The sequence below is a fragment of the Variovorax sp. Soil_C_26 genome, from assembly GCF_057657075.1.
In genome coordinates this window covers 580081-596053 of sequence record NZ_JBDGJC010000002.1, presented here as the reverse complement: position 1 = coordinate 596053, position 15973 = coordinate 580081, and the positions used below count along the sequence as shown (strand labels likewise).

The 15973-nt window shown below is 68.2% G+C and carries 17 protein-coding genes; 16 read left to right on the top strand and 1 reads right to left on the bottom strand.

Annotated features, from left to right (window positions below):
• The first annotated feature begins 72 nt into the window (after positions 1–72).
• The 10 genes from AC3A6G_RS08325 to mnhG all read left to right on the top strand — a co-directional run bounded on the left by AC3A6G_RS08325 (position 73) and on the right by mnhG (position 9507).
• Positions 73–1041, top strand: coding sequence for a TRAP transporter substrate-binding protein (locus tag AC3A6G_RS08325; protein ID WP_487859797.1), 969 nt, complete (start codon positions 73–75; stop codon positions 1039–1041).
• A gap of 21 nt (positions 1042–1062) precedes the next feature.
• Positions 1063–1572, top strand: coding sequence for a TRAP transporter small permease (locus AC3A6G_RS08320; RefSeq protein WP_487859796.1), 510 nt, complete (start codon positions 1063–1065; stop codon positions 1570–1572).
• A complete protein-coding gene (locus tag AC3A6G_RS08315) occupies positions 1565–2866 on the top strand; it encodes a TRAP transporter large permease (RefSeq protein ID WP_487859795.1) in 1302 nt (433 codons plus the stop codon). The genes AC3A6G_RS08320 and AC3A6G_RS08315 overlap by 8 nt, the downstream gene beginning before the upstream one ends.
• A 31-nt stretch (positions 2867–2897) precedes the next feature.
• The gene (gene crcB / locus AC3A6G_RS08310) at positions 2898–3275 is read left to right on the top strand and encodes a fluoride efflux transporter CrcB (protein WP_487859794.1); all 378 of its coding nucleotides are present in this window, start codon (positions 2898–2900) and stop codon (positions 3273–3275) included.
• A gap of 82 nt (positions 3276–3357) precedes the next feature.
• A complete protein-coding gene (locus AC3A6G_RS08305; protein ID WP_487859793.1) occupies positions 3358–6312 on the top strand; it encodes a monovalent cation/H+ antiporter subunit A in 2955 nt (984 codons plus the stop codon).
• Positions 6312–6665, top strand: coding sequence for a Na+/H+ antiporter subunit C (locus AC3A6G_RS08300; RefSeq protein ID WP_487859792.1), 354 nt, complete (start codon positions 6312–6314; stop codon positions 6663–6665). Before AC3A6G_RS08305 ends, AC3A6G_RS08300 begins: the two co-directional genes overlap by 1 nt.
• A 22-nt stretch (positions 6666–6687) precedes the next feature.
• Positions 6688–8391, top strand: coding sequence for a monovalent cation/H+ antiporter subunit D (locus tag AC3A6G_RS08295; RefSeq protein WP_487859791.1), 1704 nt, complete (start codon positions 6688–6690; stop codon positions 8389–8391).
• Positions 8388–8879 carry a Na+/H+ antiporter subunit E gene (locus AC3A6G_RS08290; RefSeq protein WP_487859790.1) on the top strand — a complete coding sequence of 164 codons (492 nt, stop codon included), beginning with the start codon at positions 8388–8390 and terminating at the stop codon, positions 8877–8879. Before AC3A6G_RS08295 ends, AC3A6G_RS08290 begins: the two co-directional genes overlap by 4 nt.
• Positions 8876–9154, top strand: coding sequence for a K+/H+ antiporter subunit F (locus AC3A6G_RS08285; protein ID WP_487859789.1), 279 nt, complete (start codon positions 8876–8878; stop codon positions 9152–9154). The genes AC3A6G_RS08290 and AC3A6G_RS08285 overlap by 4 nt, the downstream gene beginning before the upstream one ends.
• Complete coding sequence (mnhG, locus tag AC3A6G_RS08280) at positions 9151–9507, top strand: monovalent cation/H(+) antiporter subunit G (protein WP_487859788.1); 357 nt, start codon at positions 9151–9153, stop codon at positions 9505–9507. The genes AC3A6G_RS08285 and mnhG overlap by 4 nt, the downstream gene beginning before the upstream one ends.
• Positions 9508–9520: 13 nt before the next feature.
• Here the strand turns inward: mnhG and AC3A6G_RS08275 are convergent, their stop codons facing one another.
• Positions 9521–10516 carry an ABC transporter substrate-binding protein gene (locus AC3A6G_RS08275; RefSeq protein WP_487863453.1) on the bottom strand — a complete coding sequence of 332 codons (996 nt, stop codon included), beginning with the start codon at positions 10514–10516 and terminating at the stop codon, positions 9521–9523.
• Positions 10517–10627: 111 nt separating this feature from the next.
• On the opposite strand from AC3A6G_RS08275, the gene AC3A6G_RS08270 reads away from it, so the two are divergent.
• The 6 genes from AC3A6G_RS08270 (at position 10628) to AC3A6G_RS08245 (ending at position 15973) form a co-directional block, all read left to right on the top strand.
• On the top strand, positions 10628–11308 hold the full coding sequence (locus AC3A6G_RS08270; protein WP_487873518.1) for a TetR family transcriptional regulator: 681 nt from the start codon (positions 10628–10630) through the stop codon (positions 11306–11308).
• Positions 11309–11404: 96 nt separating this feature from the next.
• The gene (locus tag AC3A6G_RS08265; protein ID WP_487873517.1) at positions 11405–12217 is read left to right on the top strand and encodes an ABC transporter permease; all 813 of its coding nucleotides are present in this window, start codon (positions 11405–11407) and stop codon (positions 12215–12217) included.
• Positions 12214–13263, top strand: a complete 1050-nt coding sequence (locus AC3A6G_RS08260) for an NAD-dependent epimerase/dehydratase family protein (RefSeq protein ID WP_487863450.1) — start codon at positions 12214–12216, stop codon at positions 13261–13263. The genes AC3A6G_RS08265 and AC3A6G_RS08260 overlap by 4 nt, the downstream gene beginning before the upstream one ends.
• 4 nt (positions 13264–13267) lie before the next feature.
• A complete protein-coding gene (locus AC3A6G_RS08255) occupies positions 13268–14107 on the top strand; it encodes a GNAT family N-acetyltransferase (protein ID WP_487859783.1) in 840 nt (279 codons plus the stop codon).
• Between the two features lie 10 nt (positions 14108–14117).
• Entirely contained in the window at positions 14118–15185 is a 1068-nt protein-coding gene (locus AC3A6G_RS08250) for a dihydrodipicolinate synthase family protein (RefSeq protein ID WP_487863449.1), read from the top strand.
• Positions 15182–15973, top strand: coding sequence for an ABC transporter ATP-binding protein (locus AC3A6G_RS08245; protein WP_487859781.1), 792 nt, complete (start codon positions 15182–15184; stop codon positions 15971–15973). Before AC3A6G_RS08250 ends, AC3A6G_RS08245 begins: the two co-directional genes overlap by 4 nt.

Below are 15973 nucleotides of genomic sequence, written 5' to 3'. Positions count from 1 at the left end.
ATGCCTCACAAGTGGCCCGGAATTTGCACGTATGCTGGCCTTCGTTTTTCACTTCATACGTCCGGAGAGCCCATGAATCACAAGTTCGGCATCGCCCTCGCTGGCCTCACCCTTGGCGCCGCAGCATTCGCGCAGACCAAGTGGGACCTGCCCACCGCCTACCCGGCGAGCAACTTCCACACCGAGAACAACATGCAGTTCGCGAGCGACGTCGACAAGGGCAGCGGCGGCAAGCTCAAGATCACGGTGCACGCCAACGCTTCGCTGTTCAAGGCGCCCGAAATCAAGCGCGCGGTGCAAGGCGGCCAGGCGCAGCTCGGCGAGATCCTGCTGGTCAACTACCAGAACGAGTGGCAGATGTTCGGTGCCGACGGCATTCCGTTCCTGGCCGACAGCTACGACGCGGCGTGGAAGCTCTACCAGGCGCAGAAGCCCGCGCTCGAGAAGAAGCTCGCCGAACAGGGCATCGTGCTGCTCTACACGGTGGCCTGGCCGCCGCAGGGCATCTTCGTGAAGAAGGAGATCGCGTCGGCCGCCGACCTCAAGGGCGTCAAGTGGCGCGCCTACAGCCCCGCCACCGCGCGCATCGGCGAACTCGTCGGCGCCCAGCCCGTCACCGTGCAGCAGGCCGAGCTGTCGCAGGCCATGGCCACCGGCGTGATCGAGTCGTACATGTCGTCGGGTTCGACCGGCTACGACACGAAGACCTTCGAATACATCAAGAACTTCTACGACACGCAGGCCTGGCTGCCGAAGAACGCGATCCTCATGAACAAGAAGGCCTTTGATGCGCTCGACAAGCCCGTACAGGACGCCGTGCGCAAGGCCGCAGCCGACGCCGAGAAACGCGGCTGGGAACTCTCGAAGAAGAAGAACGTCGAGTACCTCGACCTGCTCAAGAAGAACGGAATGGCCGTGCACGTGCCCTCGGCCGCACTCAAAACCGACATGAAGAAGATCGGCGACACCATGATCAAGGAATGGCTCGAGAAGGCCGGGCCCGAGGGACAGGCCGTGGTCGACGCCTACAAGAAGATGTGAGCCGAGCCCGCACCGCGCCCGATGCGAAAAGCCCTCGACTTCCTCTACGACAGCGCCGCCGCCCTGGCGGCGCTTTTCATGATCGGCCTGCTGGCGATGGTGCTGCTGTCGATCGTCAGCCGGCAGCTGCATTTCAACGTGCCGGGCATCGACGCCTATGCGGGCTACCTGATGGCCGGTGCGGGTTTCCTGGCGCTGGCGCACACGCTCAAACGCGGCGAGCACATCCGCGTGACCTTGGTGCTGCAGCACCTGCCGCCCACGGCGCAGCGCTGGCTCGAGCGCTGGGCCATGGGTGCCGGTGCGGTGCTCGCGCTGCTGTTCGCCTGGTACAGCGCGCGGCTGGTACTGCAGTCGCATGAATTCCACGACATCTCGACCGGCAACGACGCCACGCCGCTGTGGCTGCCGCAACTCTCGATGGCGCTCGGCGCGCTGGTGTTCGCCATTGCGGCGCTCGACGAGTTCGTGATCGAGTGGCGCGGCCGCCCGGCCAAGGCCGAGGGTGCGGAGGCGCTGCGCCATGAATGACATTGCCGTCGCAGCGCTGCTGATCGCGGCGCTGTTCCTCATTCTCGGCAGCGGCGTCTGGATCGGGCTCACGCTTTCGGGCGTCGCATGGATCGCCATGCAGGTCTTCTCGTCGCGCCCGGCCGGCGACGCAATGGCCGTGACCATCTGGGGCTCGGCCTCGAGCTGGACACTGACCGCGCTGCCGCTCTTCATCTGGATGGGCGAGATCCTCTTCCGTACCCGGCTCTCGCAGGACATGTTCAAGGGTCTCGCGCCCTGGATGCAGAGCCTGCCGGGGCGGCTGCTGCACACCAACGTGGTGGGCTGCGCCGTGTTCGCAGCAGTCTCGGGATCGAGCGCGGCCACCTGCGCCACCATCGGCAAGATGAGCCTGCCCGAACTCAAGCGGCGCGGCTACCCCGACGACATGGTCATCGGCACGCTGGCGGGCGCGGGCACACTGGGCCTCCTGATCCCGCCGTCGATCATCATGATCGTCTATGGCGTGAGTGCCGACGTTTCGATCGCACGCCTGTTCATCGCGGGGGTGGTGCCGGGCATCGTGCTCGGGCTGCTGTTCTCGGGCTACATCATGGTCTGGGCGCTGCGGCATCCCGAACGCGTGCCGCCGGCCGACCTGAAGCTGCCGCTGCTGGAGAAGCTCAAGGCCTCGCTGTCGCTGATCCCGGTGGCGCTGCTGATCCTGTCGGTGCTCGGCTCCATCTACGCCGGCATCGCCACCGCCACCGAGGCGGCGGCGCTGGGCGTGGTGGGCGCGCTGGTCATCTCTGGCACGCAGGGGTCGCTCAGTTGGCACAGCTTCAAGGAAGCGCTGCTCGGCGCCACGCGGCTCTACTGCATGATGGCGCTGATCCTCGCCGGCGCCGCTTTCCTCACGCTCGCCATGGGCTACATCGGCCTGCCGCGCCACCTGGCCGAATGGATCGGTTCGCTCGGCCTCTCGAAGTTCCAGCTGATCGCGATGCTCGCGATGTTCTTCATCGTGCTGGGCTGCTTCCTCGACGGCATCTCGATGGTGGTGCTGACCATGGGCGTCATCATGCCGACCGTGCACGCGGCCGGCATCGACCCGATCTGGTTCGGCATCTTCGTCGTGCTGGTGGTCGAGATGGCGCAGATCACGCCGCCCGTGGGGTTCAACCTGTTCGTTCTGCAGGGAATGACCGGCAAGGACCTGCTCTACATCGCGCGCGTCACGCTGCCGATGTTCCTGCTGATGGCAGCGGCCGTGCTGCTCATCTACTTCGTGCCGCAGCTCGTCACCTGGCTGCCGCAGCAGATGGCGCCCTGAGCCACAGATCCGCGCCACCGACAATAGGCCGATGCTGCTTCCGATCATCGCCATCTGCATGGGTGCTTCCGTGGGGGCGCTCGCGCGCTGGGGCCTCGCACTCTGGCTGGGTAGCGGCGGACTCATGCCCTGGGGCACGCTGGCCGCCAACCTGATCGGCGGCTACCTGATCGGTGTGGCGATCGCTGCGTTCCAGCTGCTGCCCGACCTCGACCCCGTCTGGCGGCTGGCGCTGGTGACCGGCTTCCTCGGCGGGCTCACCACCTTCTCGAGCTTCTCGGCCGAGGTGGTGACGATGCTGCTCGAGGGCCGCGTGGGCGTGGCCCTGCTCACCGCGTCCGCCCACCTCGGCGGCTCGCTCGTCGCGACCTGGCTCGGCATCCGCAGCGTGCAGGTGCTGGCCGGCTGACCGCGATCGGGGCTGTAAAACCGGCCGACGGCACCGGCTTTGGCGGGGCCGGCCGGGGGTGCGGTCGATAGAATCGACCGCAATGCCCCTGGTCTTCCTCGTCGCCCTCCCCTTCATTGCCAGCGTGCTGGCCGCGTTGTTGCCGTCCAATGCGCGCAATCGGGAGTCGACGCTGGCTGGGCTGGTGGCGCTCGGCTGCGCGGTGCAGACCGCGTGGTTCTTTCCGCAGATCGCCCAGGGCAACGTGCTGCGCCAACACATCGAGTGGCTGCCCGAACTGGGCCTCGACCTGGTGTTTCGCATGGACGGCTTCGCGTGGCTCTTCTGCATGCTGGTGCTCGGCATCGGCGCGCTGGTGGTGCTCTATGCGCGCTACTACATGTCGCCGTCCGATCCGGTGCCCCGCTTCTTCTCGTTCTTCCTTGCCTTCATGGGCGCGATGATCGGCGTGGTGCTCTCGGGCAACCTGATCCAGATGGTGCTGTTCTGGGAGCTCACCAGCCTGTTCTCGTTCCTGCTGATCGGCTATTGGCACCATCGGCGCGATGCGCGCCGCGGTGCCCGCATGGCGCTCACCGTCACCGGTGCCGGCGGGCTCTGCCTGCTGGCCGGCGTGCTGGTGCTGGGCCGCATTGCTGGCAGCTACGAGCTCGACGTGGTGCTCGCCTCGGGCAACGAGATCCGCGCCCACGCGCTCTACCCCGTGGCGCTGGTGCTGATCCTGCTCGGCGCCTTTACCAAGAGCGCGCAGTTCCCGTTCCACTTCTGGCTGCCGCGCGCCATGGCAGCGCCCACGCCGGTGTCGGCCTACCTCCACTCGGCCACCATGGTGAAGCTCGGCGTGTTCCTGATGGCGCGCCTGTGGCCCGTGCTCTCGGGCACCGAGCAGTGGTTCTGGCTGGTCGGCGGCGCAGGTGCGATCACGCTGCTGCTCGGCGGCTTCATCGCGATGTTCCAGCGCGACCTGAAGGCACTGCTGGCGTACTCGACCATCTCGCACCTCGGGCTCATCACGCTGCTGCTGGGGCTCAACAGCCCGCTCGCCGCGGTAGCGGCGGTGTTCCACATCATGAATCACGCGACGTTCAAGGCGTCGCTCTTCATGGCGGCCGGCATCATCGACCACGAGACCGGCACGCGCGACATCCGCAAGCTCAGCGGCCTGATGCGGTTGATGCCGATCACGGGCACGCTGGCGATCATCGCCAGCGCCGCGATGGCAGGCGTGCCACTGCTCAATGGCTTCCTGTCGAAGGAGATGTTCTTCGCCGAGACCGTCTTCATCCAGTCCACGCCCTGGATCGACTTCAGCCTGCCGGTGATCGCCACGGTCGCGGGCATCTTCAGCGTGGCCTATTCGGCGCGCCTCGTGTTCGATGTGTTCTTCGGCCCGCCCTGCGGCCCCGACGTGCCCAAGCAGCCGCACGAGCCGCCGCACTGGATGCGCGTGCCCGTCGAGCTGCTGGTGCTGGTCTGCCTTGTCGTGGGCGTGGCGCCGGCATGGTCGATCGGCGCGCTGCTCGCGGCCGCCGCGCAACCGGTGGTGGGCGGCGTGCTGCCGGCCTACAGCCTCGCGGTGTGGCACGGCTTCAACCTGCCGCTCGCGATGAGCTTCGTCGCGCTCGCCGGCGGCGCAGCGCTCTACCTGTCGCAGCGCAGCCGCCGCGCACGCGGCGCGCTCGAACACACGCCGCTGCTGCACCGCTTCGACGGCCAGCTGATCTTCGAGCACCTGCTCGCGCAGCTCAGCGAGGCCGGCCGCCGCAGCCGCCGCGTGCTCGGCACCCGGCGCATGCAGTCGCAGTTGCTGCTGCTGGTCGTGGTGGCGGCCGCCGGCGCCGCGGCCGCGCTCTGGACCGCACCGGTGGCACGCGGCAGCCGCGAACCGCTGCCGTTCTCGCCGATGTTCGCCATGACCTGGCTCATCGGCGGCGTCTGTGCGCTGGCCGCGGCATGGCAGGCCAAATTCCACCGGCTCGCCTCGCTGATGCTCGCGTCGGCGGCGGGCCTCGTTGCCTGCATCACCTTCATCTGGTTCTCGGCGCCCGATCTCGCGCTCACGCAGCTCGTGGTGGAAGCCGTCACCACGGTGCTGATCCTGCTCGGCCTGCGCTGGCTGCCGATGCGCAGCAAGGACGCAGTGCAGCCCGCCCGCGCGCGGCTCAGGCCCTGGGGCCGGCGCGGGCGAGACCTGCTGGTGGCCGCGTGCGCCGGCAGCGGCATGGCGGCGTTGGCCTGGCTCATGATGACGCGCCCGTTCCCGCAGAGCATCTCGCCGTTCTTCCTCGAACGCGCGCTCACCGAGGGCGGCGGCACCAACGTGGTCAACGTGATGCTGGTCGACTTCCGCGGCTTCGACACGTTCGGCGAGATCACGGTGCTCGGCGTGGTGGCGCTCACGGTGTATGCATTGCTGCGCCGCTTCCGGCCCGCGCCCGAATCGATGGCGCTGCCCCCGCAGCAGCGCGCGCAGACCGACGACGGCAGCAGCGACCTGCTGAACCCGCGGCTCGCGAAGGACACCGCGGTCGGCTACCTCATGGTGCCGGCGGTGCTGGTACGGCTGCTGCTGCCGCTCGCGGTGCTCGTGTCGGTGTATTTCTTCATGCGCGGGCACAACGCGCCGGGCGGCGGCTTCGTCGCCGGCCTCGTGATGTCGGTCGCGCTGGTGCTGCAGTTCATCGTGTCGGGCACCGAATGGGTCGAAGAGCACCTGCGCATCTATCCGCGCCGCTGGATCGCGGTCGGGCTGCTGCTTTCCATGGCCACCGGCAGCGGCGCCGTGCTGCTCGGCTATCCGTTCATGACCACGCACACCGCGCACCTGCATGTCCCGATCCTCGGCGAACTGCACGTGCCCAGCGCCCTCTTCTTCGACATCGGCGTGTTCGCGCTGGTGCTCGGCGCCACCATGCTGATACTCACCGCGCTCGCGCACCAATCGATCCGGAGCCACCGCTGGGCCGCCGAGCAGGACGAAAAGGCGGCCGAGGCCGCAGCAGCCGCCGCCGCATTGGCCGCGGAGGGCGCGCGCTGATGGAAGCCGTGCTCGCCATCGCCATCGGCGTGCTCTCCGGCTCGGGGGTGTACCTGCTGCTGCGTCCACGCACCTTCCAGGTGATCATGGGCCTCACGCTCATCTCGTATGCGGTCAACCTGTTCATCTTCAGCATGGGGCGGCTCAAGGTCGACAGCGAGCCGGTGCTCATCGAAGGCTTCACCGCCACGCTCGCCAACACCGCCGACCCGATGCCGCAGGCCCTGGTGCTTACGGCGATCGTGATCGGCTTCGCGATGACCGCATTGTTCCTGGTGGTGATGCTGGCTTCGCGCGGCCTCACCGGAACCGACCACGTCGACGGCGAAGAGCGGCAGGGGACGGCGGAATGAGCGCAGCGCCTAGGAAGCACCAATGACCGGCCTCGTGCACCTGCTCGACCGGCTGCTCGAGTTCGGCATGCCGCACCTGGTGGCGGTACCGATCCTGCTGCCGCTGCTCACGGCCGCGCTGATGATGCTGCTCGGCGAGCGCCGCCGCCGCACCAAGTCGGCGCTGAGCGTGATCTCCGGCCTCGCCGGCCTCCTGGCCGCGCTGGCGCTGCTGCGCTGGGTGAATGCGCCCGACACCGGCGACGGGCCGGGCTCGGTCGGCATCTACCTGCCGGGCAACTGGCAGGCGCCGTTCGGCATCGTGCTGGTGGCCGACCGGCTCTCCAGCATGATGGTCGCGCTCACCGGCGTGGTGGCGTTCGCGGCCTCCATCTACTCGACCTCGCGCTGGGACCGCGCGGGCGTGCACTTCCATCCGCTGCTGCAGCTGCAGCTCATGGGCCTGAACGGCGCCTTCCTCACGGGCGACCTGTTCAACCTGTTCGTGTTCTTCGAGGTGATGCTGGCGGCCTCCTACGGCCTGCTGCTGCACGGCTCGGGCCGGCTGCGCGTGCAGGCCGGACTGCACTACATCGCGATCAACCTCGCCGCCTCGGCGCTCTTCCTGGTCGGTGCGGCGCTGCTCTACGGCGTGACCGGCACGCTCAACATGGCCGACCTCGGCATGCGCATCGCGCAGCTCGATGCGGGCGACCGCGGCCTCGTGCATGCGGCCGCGGCCATCCTCGCGACCGCCTTCTTCGCCAAGGCCGGCGCCTGGCCGCTCAACTTCTGGCTCGTGCCGGCTTACAGCGCCGCGGTGTCGCCGGTGGGCGCGGTCTTCGCGCTGCTCACCAAGCTCGGCGTCTACACGCTGCTCCGGCTCTGGACCGTGCTCTTCGCGCCCGACACCGGCGCCTCGGCCGGGCTCGGGCAATCGGTGCTGATCGCGATCGGCCTCGCCACGCTGTTCGCGGGCGCGCTCGGCATCGTCGGCACGCAGCGGCTCTCCAACCTCGCGGGCTTCAGCGTGCTGGTGTCGGCCGGCACGCTGATCGCGGCCATCGGCCTCGGCGAAACCGCGGTCTGGGCGGGTGCGCTCTATTACCTCCTGAGTTCGACGCTCGCGGTCAGTGCCTTCTTCCTGCTGGTCGACATGATCGAGCGCTGGCGCAATGCCGGCCTGAGCGTCGCGCCGCACGAGCAGGCGGGCAACGCCCCGTTTCTTGCCGAAGACCTGCGCGTGGTCGACGACGTGAACCTCGACGACGAGGCACAGGCACTCTACGGCCGCGCCATTCCGGCCGGCGTCGCCTTCCTGGGCCTGAGTTTCATCGGCTGCACGCTGCTGCTCGCGGGGCTGCCGCCGCTGTCGGGCTTCGTGGGCAAGTTCGCGATGCTGTCGGGCGCCTTCGTGACCAGCGGCACCTCGACGCCCGCCTGGATCTTCCTTGCGCTGCTGCTGGCGTCGGGCTTCCTGGCGCTGATCGCGCTGAGCCGCACCGGCATCCGGCATTTCTGGACCCAGCCGCATCCCGTCATGCCCGCGCTGCCGGCGCTCGAGGTGCTGCCCGTGGCCGGGCTGCTCGCGGCCTGCGTGGCGCTGACGGTCTGGGCCGGCCCGGTCATGCGCCACGCCACTGCCACGGCCGAGAACCTGCGCACGCCCACCGCATACCGCAAGGCCGTGATGGATGCGCGGCAGGTGCCCAACCCGCCGCGGCCGGCCAAGGGGGGCACCCCATGAAGCGATGGATGCCGTCGCCGCCGCTCTCGCTCGCGCTGTTTGCGGTGTGGCTGCTGCTGAGTCAGTCGCTCGACGCCGCCACATTGATGTCGGCGGCCGTGATGGCCATTGCCGTGCCCCTGCTCACGCAGGGCCTGCGCCCCGCCCCGGTTCGCATGCGCCGGCCCGGCCTGGCGCTGCGGCTGGCGTTCGTCGTGCTCTGGGACATGCTCAAGTCGGCCTACGACGTGTCGCGGCTGCTCCTCACGCGCCGCACGTCGCGCATCGCCTCGAAGTTCGTGCAGGTCCCGCTCGAACTGCGCGACCCGAACGCCCTCGCCGTGCTGGCCATGATCATGTGCCTGACGCCGGGCACCGCCTGGGGCGAGATCGCGTTCGACCGCAGCACGCTGCTGATCCACCTGTTCGACCTCGACGACGAAGCCGCCTTCATCGAGATGATCAAGACGCGCTACGAACGCCCGCTGATGGAGATCTTCGAATCATGACGCCCGTTCTTTTCTGGGCCCTCAAGGCCGCGCTTTTCCTGCTGGCGGTGGCCATGCTCTGTGCGCTCTGGCGCCTGCTGATCGGACCGACTGCGCAGGACCGCGTGATGGCGCTCGACTGCCTCTACATCAACGGCATGCTGATGATGCTGGTGCTCGGCATCAACTACGCGAGCAACGTCTACTTCGAGGCCGCGATGCTGGTCGCGATCTTCGGCTTCGTGGGATCGACGGCGATGGCCAAGTTCCTGTTGCGCGGGGAGGTCATAGAGTGAATGATTTCATCGTCGGCCCCCTGCCGCTGTGGGCCGAGATCGCGACCGCGGTGTTCGCGGTGCTCGGCGCTGTTTTCGCGGCCATCGGTTCCTTCGGGCTCGTGCGCCTACCGAGCTTCTTTCGCCGCATCCATGCGCCCACGCTGGGCGCCACCGTCGGCGTATGGTGCATGACGATCGCGATGATCGTCTACTTCTCGGTGCAAGGCTTCAGCCTGTTCCTGCACGCCATCCTGATCGTGCTGTTCATCGCGCTCACCGCGCCGATCACCACCATCTTCCTGATGCGCGCCGCGCTGTTCCGCGAACGGCAAAAGGGCGGCGACGTGCCGCCCCAGGCCAAGTCGGGCTGAAGCCGGCTCGGCCTCAGTTGGGCGCCATGCGCACGCCCTTGTCGAGGAACTCGTTGGTGAAGAGTGTCGCCGGGTCGTAGGGCTTGTCGATGCCGATCAGCGAAGACACCAGTTCGTAGTCGGCCTTCACGCGCTGGCCGTCGAAGGCGCCGAGCGCCACCTTGGTGGTGGTGTCGTCGCGCATCAGCTGCTTGATGCGGCTCCACTGGTCGCGCTGGTTGTCGGGCGTGAGGCCGCTCACGCTGGCCGTCAGCGCCTGCAGGCAGGGATCGAAGCTCTTCACGCAGGCGTCGTAGGCGCGCTGCGTCACCGCCACGAACTTTTTCACCTGCGCCGCGTTCTTCGCCAGATACGCGCCGTTCACGATCAGCGAGTTGCCATACACGTTCACGCCCGCGTCGCGCCAGGGCTGGAAGCCGAGGTCGCTGCCGAACTCGCGCACCTTCAGGTCGTGCTCGTTGTAGAAGTCGCTGATGATGTCGACCGACTTGCTCTTGAGCGCCGCAACCTTGGCTTGCGGGCTCACGTTGACGAAGCCCACGCTCGCCGGATCGAGCCCCACCTTCTTGGCGAACGCGGGCCACATGAGGCGCGCCGCATCGCCGGGAGGGTTGCCGATCTTGCGGCCCGCGAAGTCCTTGGGTCCGGTGATGCCCGAAGACTTGAGCCAGTAGAAGCCTTGCGGACTGTTCGCGTAGATCACCATCACCGCCTTCACGTCGGCACCCTTGCCCTTCGCCTGGATGGCGGTGGGCAGGTCGGCGATGCCGAGCTCGGCGCCGCCCGTGCCCACGCGCTGCGCCGAAACCGCCGAACCCTTGCCGGCCTCGATGCTCAGGTCGATGCCGGCCTCGGTGTACCAGCCCTTCGACTTCGCGAAATAGATCGGCGCATGGTCGGCCGTCGGCGTCCAGTTGAGCATCAGGCTCATGGAATCGGCCGCGAAGGCGGCGGGGATCGAGACCATCAGCAGCGCGGTGGCGCCGAGTGCCGGCAGCAGCTTTTTCATGCGGGTCGCTCCAAAAGAGGGTAAAAACAGATTCTGCAATTCATCGTACCAACTGTTTGGTTGACAGGCAATCCAGACACGCCCGCCCATGGGGCCAGAATCCATCCCACCATGCCCGCAGCAAACTCCTCCCTCTCCCGCCGCCCTGCATCCGCACCTGCACCTGCACCCGCGCGCCGCGAGCGCGACCCGGCCGCCGCCAAGCAAGCGCTGATCGCGGCCGCCGTGGCCGAGTTCGCCGGCAAGGGCTTCGCCGGCGCGCGTGTCGACGAGATCGCCGCGACCGCGGGCGTCAACAAGCAGCTCGTCTACCACTACTTCGACAACAAGCAGGGCCTGTACCTGGTCGCGCTCGAATCGGTGTACGCCGAGATCCGCGAAAAGGAAAAGAAACTCACGCTCGATGCGCTCGAACCGATGGAGGCCATGGCCAAGCTGGTGGCGTTCTCTTTCGACTACCTCGCCGAGCACCCCGAATTCATCGCGCTGCTGGCGGACGAGAACCGCAACCAGGGCGCCCACCTGCGCGCTTCCGAGCGGCTGCAGAAGATGCATTCGCCGTTCATCGACATGCTCGAGGCCACGCTCAAGCGCGGCGTGGCAGCGGGGGTGTTCCGGGCCGACTTCGACGCGATCAACCTCTACATCTCGATCGCGGGCATCTCGTACTTCTTCTTCTCCAACAACCACACGCTGTCGGCGATCTTCGGCAAGGCGCTCGACGCGCGCGGCGCATTGCGCAAGCGCCGCAAGCACGTGGTCGAGTTCGCACTCAACGCGTTGAGGCCCTGAGGGTTTCCTCGCCCGCTTTTTATCAACCGGTTGGTTGACTCGGTCCGGTGCGGGTCCTATGATCCGCCGCATTGCTTGCCCAGACCAGGAATCGAGATGACGGCACCCGAGGGCGCACTCGCGCCAACCGCCCCCGCGCCCTTCGCGGGCGAGCGCCCCGACTGGCAGCGCTGGGCCATCGTGGTCGCGGTGCACGTCGCGGCCGTCGTGCTGTGGGAAATCGTCGTGCGGGTGCTCGAGGTCCAGTCCTTTGTCTTGCCCGCGCCGTCCAAGGTGCTGGCCACGCTGGGCAACCCCAACTACAGCTGGCTCATGAACACCGGCGTCACCGCGCTCGAGGTGTTCGGCGGCTATGCGCTCGGGCTGGTGCTCGGCATTCTTTCGGCGCTGCTCTTCATTACCAGCCGCCGGCTCATGCTGCTGGTGTTTCCGCTCCTGGTCACGCTCAACATGATTCCCAAGGTGGCGATGGGCCCGCTCGTGATCGTGTGGTTCAGCTACGGCATCGGGCCCAACATCCTGATCACCTTCAGCCTCTGCTTCTTTCCAATCCTGCTGACCACCATTCGCGGCCTCAACGAGGCCGAGCCCGAGATGCTCGACCTGGTGCGTGCGCTCAAGGGTTCGCGCTGGCAGTTGTTTCGCTACATCCAGCTGCCGGGCTCGCTGCCCTACGTGTTCTCGGGCATGAAGGTTGCCACCATCCTCGCGGTGGCCGGCGCAGTGGTCGGCGAGTTCATTGCCTCCGAACGCGGGCTGGGCTACCTGATGATCCAGGTCCAGGCCTCGCTCGACACGCCCGCGGTCTTCATGGCCGTGCTGCTCATCACGGGCCTGGGCGTTCTGCTCTACCTGCTGGTGCTCCTGCTCGAGCGCCTCTTCATCACCCAGGACGCAAGAATCCAATGACCGCACCCATCGTGCTCGACGAGCTTCCCTTTCCCGATCGCTTCGAGACCGAAGCTGCACTCGAAGACTACCTGGCCACGCCCTCGCGCGACCTCGTGCGCGACATGGCGCGCATCGACGGCGACCTGATGATCCTCGGCGTGGGCGGCAAGATGGGCCCGACGCTCGCGCGCCTCGCAAAGAACGCGATGCCGGGCCGCCGCGTGATAGCCGTGGCGCGCTTCAGCGAAGCCGGCGTGCGCGAATCGCTCGAAGCACACGGCATCGAGACCATCGCCTGCGACCTGCTCGACCGCGCCGCGATCGCCGCGCTGCCGCCGTGCGCCAACGTGGTCTTCATGGCCGGGCGCAAATTCGGCGCCGATGCAAACAACCCGCTCACCTGGGCCATGAACGTGCATGTGCCGGCGCTGGTGGCGGAGCACTTTCGCGCGTCGCGCATCGTGGCCTTCTCGACCGCTTGCGTGTACCCGTTCGTGCCGGTGATCGGCCAGGGCGCGAGCGAAGGCGATGCGCCCAATCCGCCCGGCGAATACGCCAACTCGTGCGTGGGCCGCGAACGCATGTTCGAGTATTTCTCTCAGCAGCACGGCACGCCCGGGCGGCTGTTTCGCCTGAGCTATGCAATCGACCTGCGCTACGGCGTGCTGGCCGACGTGGCGCTCAAGGTCTGGCGCGGCGAGCCGGTCGATGTGACGATGGGCCACGTCAACGTGATCTGGCAGGGTGATGCGAACGCACAGGCGCTGCGCTGCCTGTCGGTGGCCACGGTGCCGACCTCGCCGCTCAACGTGAGCGGCCCCGAGACGACCTCGATCCGCTGGCTCGCCGAAGAATTTGCGCGTCATTTCGGCAAGCCCGCGACGATCACCGGCCAGGAGGCCCCGACCGCCTGGCTCATGAACACTGGCGAGGCGGAGCGCCTGTTCGGCTATCCGCGCGTGCCGCTCGCCCAGCAGATCCGCTGGGTGGCCGACTGGATCTCGCGCGAGCAGCGCCAGTACGGCAAGCCGACGAAATTCGAATCGCGCGACGGAAAGTACTGAAGCCGTGGCCACGCCCGCCGTCGAAACGCTCGCGTCGATCACGCCCGGCACGCAGCCGATGCTCGATGCGCTGGTCGCCGCCAGCGGCTGGAACCAGACCGGCTGCGACTGGCGACTGTTCGAGCGGCTCGGCACGCTGCACGTCGTGCGCGATGCGCACGGCACGATCGTCGCGAGCGGTGCCGTGCTGCCGATGGAAGGCGCAGCCTGGATCAGCATGATCCTCGTGCAGCCGGAGATGCGCGGCCAGGGCCTGGGCCGCGCGGTGTTCGCGCGCTGTCTGCAGCAGGTGCAAGCGGCGGGCCTGGTCGCCATGCTCGACGCCACGCCGCAGGGCGAGCCGCTCTATGCGAGCTTCGGTTTCACCCCGCTGTGGCGGCTGGCGCGCTGGCAGCGCGAGGCCACCGCAGGCCCCACCGATGCGCTCGCGGCCGGCAAGCCGCCCATCGACAGCCTCGCCGCACTCGACGCCGAGGCGCTCGGCATGGCGCGCCCGGCCGTGCTCGCCGACCTGCTCGCGCGCGAGGACAGCCGCTGCGTGCGCAACGGCCTCGGCTTCGGGCTGGTGCGCGCAGGCCGCATCGCCCATCACATCGGTCCGCTGCTGTCGGCCGACGAGCACACGGCCGCGGCGCTGCTGCAGGACGCCGCACGCGGCTTGGGCGGCCGCATCTTCATCGACGTGCCCGAAAACCGCCCCGCCATGGCCGCGGCGCTGCGCGAAGCCGGCTTCACGCCGCAGCGCAGCTTTGCGCGCATGGCGCTCGCCACGCGCCCCGGCACGGCACCGCCGCTCGGCCAGCCTGCCTTCATCCACGCCATTGCCGGCCCCGAGTTCGGCTGAGGACATCCAGATGCCATTGAATCGATCCGACCTGCCCGCCGACGTGCTCGCGCTGCTCTCGCAAGGCACGGTGATTCCCGCGCACCCGCTCGCACTCGACGCGTCGCGCCGCCTCGATCGCCAGCGTCAACGTGCGCTCACGCGCTACTACGTCGATGCCGGCGCCGGCGGGCTGGCGGTGGGCGTGCACACCACGCAGTTCGCGATCCGCGAGCGCGGCCTCTACGCCACGGTACTCGAAGCCGCGATGCACGACCGCCTTGCCTGGAGCGGCCGCCCGATGGCGATGATCGCCGGCCTCTGCGGCCCGACCTCGCAGGCGCAGGCCGAGGCGCGCACGGCCGTCTCCCTCGGCTACCACGCGGGACTGCTGAGCCTCGCCGCGCTCGCGGGCTCGCCCGAAGACGAACTCATCGCCCACTGCGAAGCCATCGCCGAAGAGATTCCGCTCGTCGGCTTCTACCTGCAGACGGTCGTCGGCGGCCCGGTGTTGTCGAGCGACTTCTGGCGCCGCTTCGCATCGATACCGAATGCGCTCGCGATCAAGGTCGCGCCGTTCAACCGCTACCGCACGCTCGACGTGGTGCGTGGGCTGGTCGATGCGCGCGCCGAGGAGCGCGTGTTTCTCTACACGGGCAACGACGACCACATCGTGCTCGACCTTGCGCTGCCGTTCGCCGCCATGCGCGACGGCACGCCGGTCGAGGTGCGCTTTCGCGGCGGACTGCTCGGCCACTGGTCGGTCTGGACGTCGAGCGCAGTGAAGCAACTGCAGGCGATCAAGGCCGAGCTCGCCGCGGGCGGGGGCACGCTGAGCCCGTCGCTGCTCGCGCTCGATGCGCGCGTGACCGACTGCAATGCCGCCTTCTTCGACGTGCCGAACAACTTCCACGGCTGCATCGCCGGCTGCCACGAGGTGCTGCGGCGCCAGGGCCTGCTCGAAGGCATCTGGTGCCTCGACCCCGAAGAGGGCCTCGGCCGTGGGCAGGCGGACGAAATCGACCGCGTCTACCGCCAGCACGGCGACCTGGCCGACGATGCGTTCGTGCAGGCGAACCTTGCGCGGTGGCTGGCATGAGCGCCGTTCTGCAATCGCGCGACGAAACGCCGCTGATCCGCATGCGGCAGTTGCGCAAGGTCTACCGCAAGCGCAACGAAGAATTCCTCGCCGTCTCCGACGTCACGATGGACGTGCACGCCGGCGATCTCGTCTCGCTGGTCGGGCCTTCGGGCTGTGGCAAGTCGACGCTGCTCAAGATCCTCTCGGGACTGCACGGCCACGACGGCGGCACGCTCGAGATCGGCGGGCCCGGCGGTGCCGGCTTCCAGCCAGGGCGCGATGTCGGCATGGTGTTCCAGCAACCGCTGCTGCTCAAGTGGCGCACCATCCTCGACAACGTGATGCTGCCCGCCGACATCCTCGGGCTGGAGCGCCGCGCTGCCCGCCAGCGCGCGCACGAGCTGCTCGAGATGGTCGGCCTCGCGGGCTTCGCCGACAAGCTGCCCTACGAACTCTCGGGCGGCATGCAGCAGCGCGCGGCCATTGCGCGCGCGCTGATCCACGATCCGAAGCTGGTGCTGATGGACGAGCCCTTCGGCGCCCTCGATGCGCTCACGCGCGAGAAGATGAACCTCGAGATGCTGCGCATCTGGGAACAGAGCCGCAAGACCTTCGTCGTGGTCACGCACAGCATCCAGGAAGCGGTGTTCCTGGGCTCGCACTGCGCCGTGCTCACCGCCGGGCCCGCGCGCATGGCCGACTTCTTCCCCATCGAGCTGCCCGAACCGCGCAAGCTGCATGTGAAGACCAGCCCGGCCTTCGGCGCGTACGTGCGCCGCATCTACGACCTGCTGGGCGTGGAATAG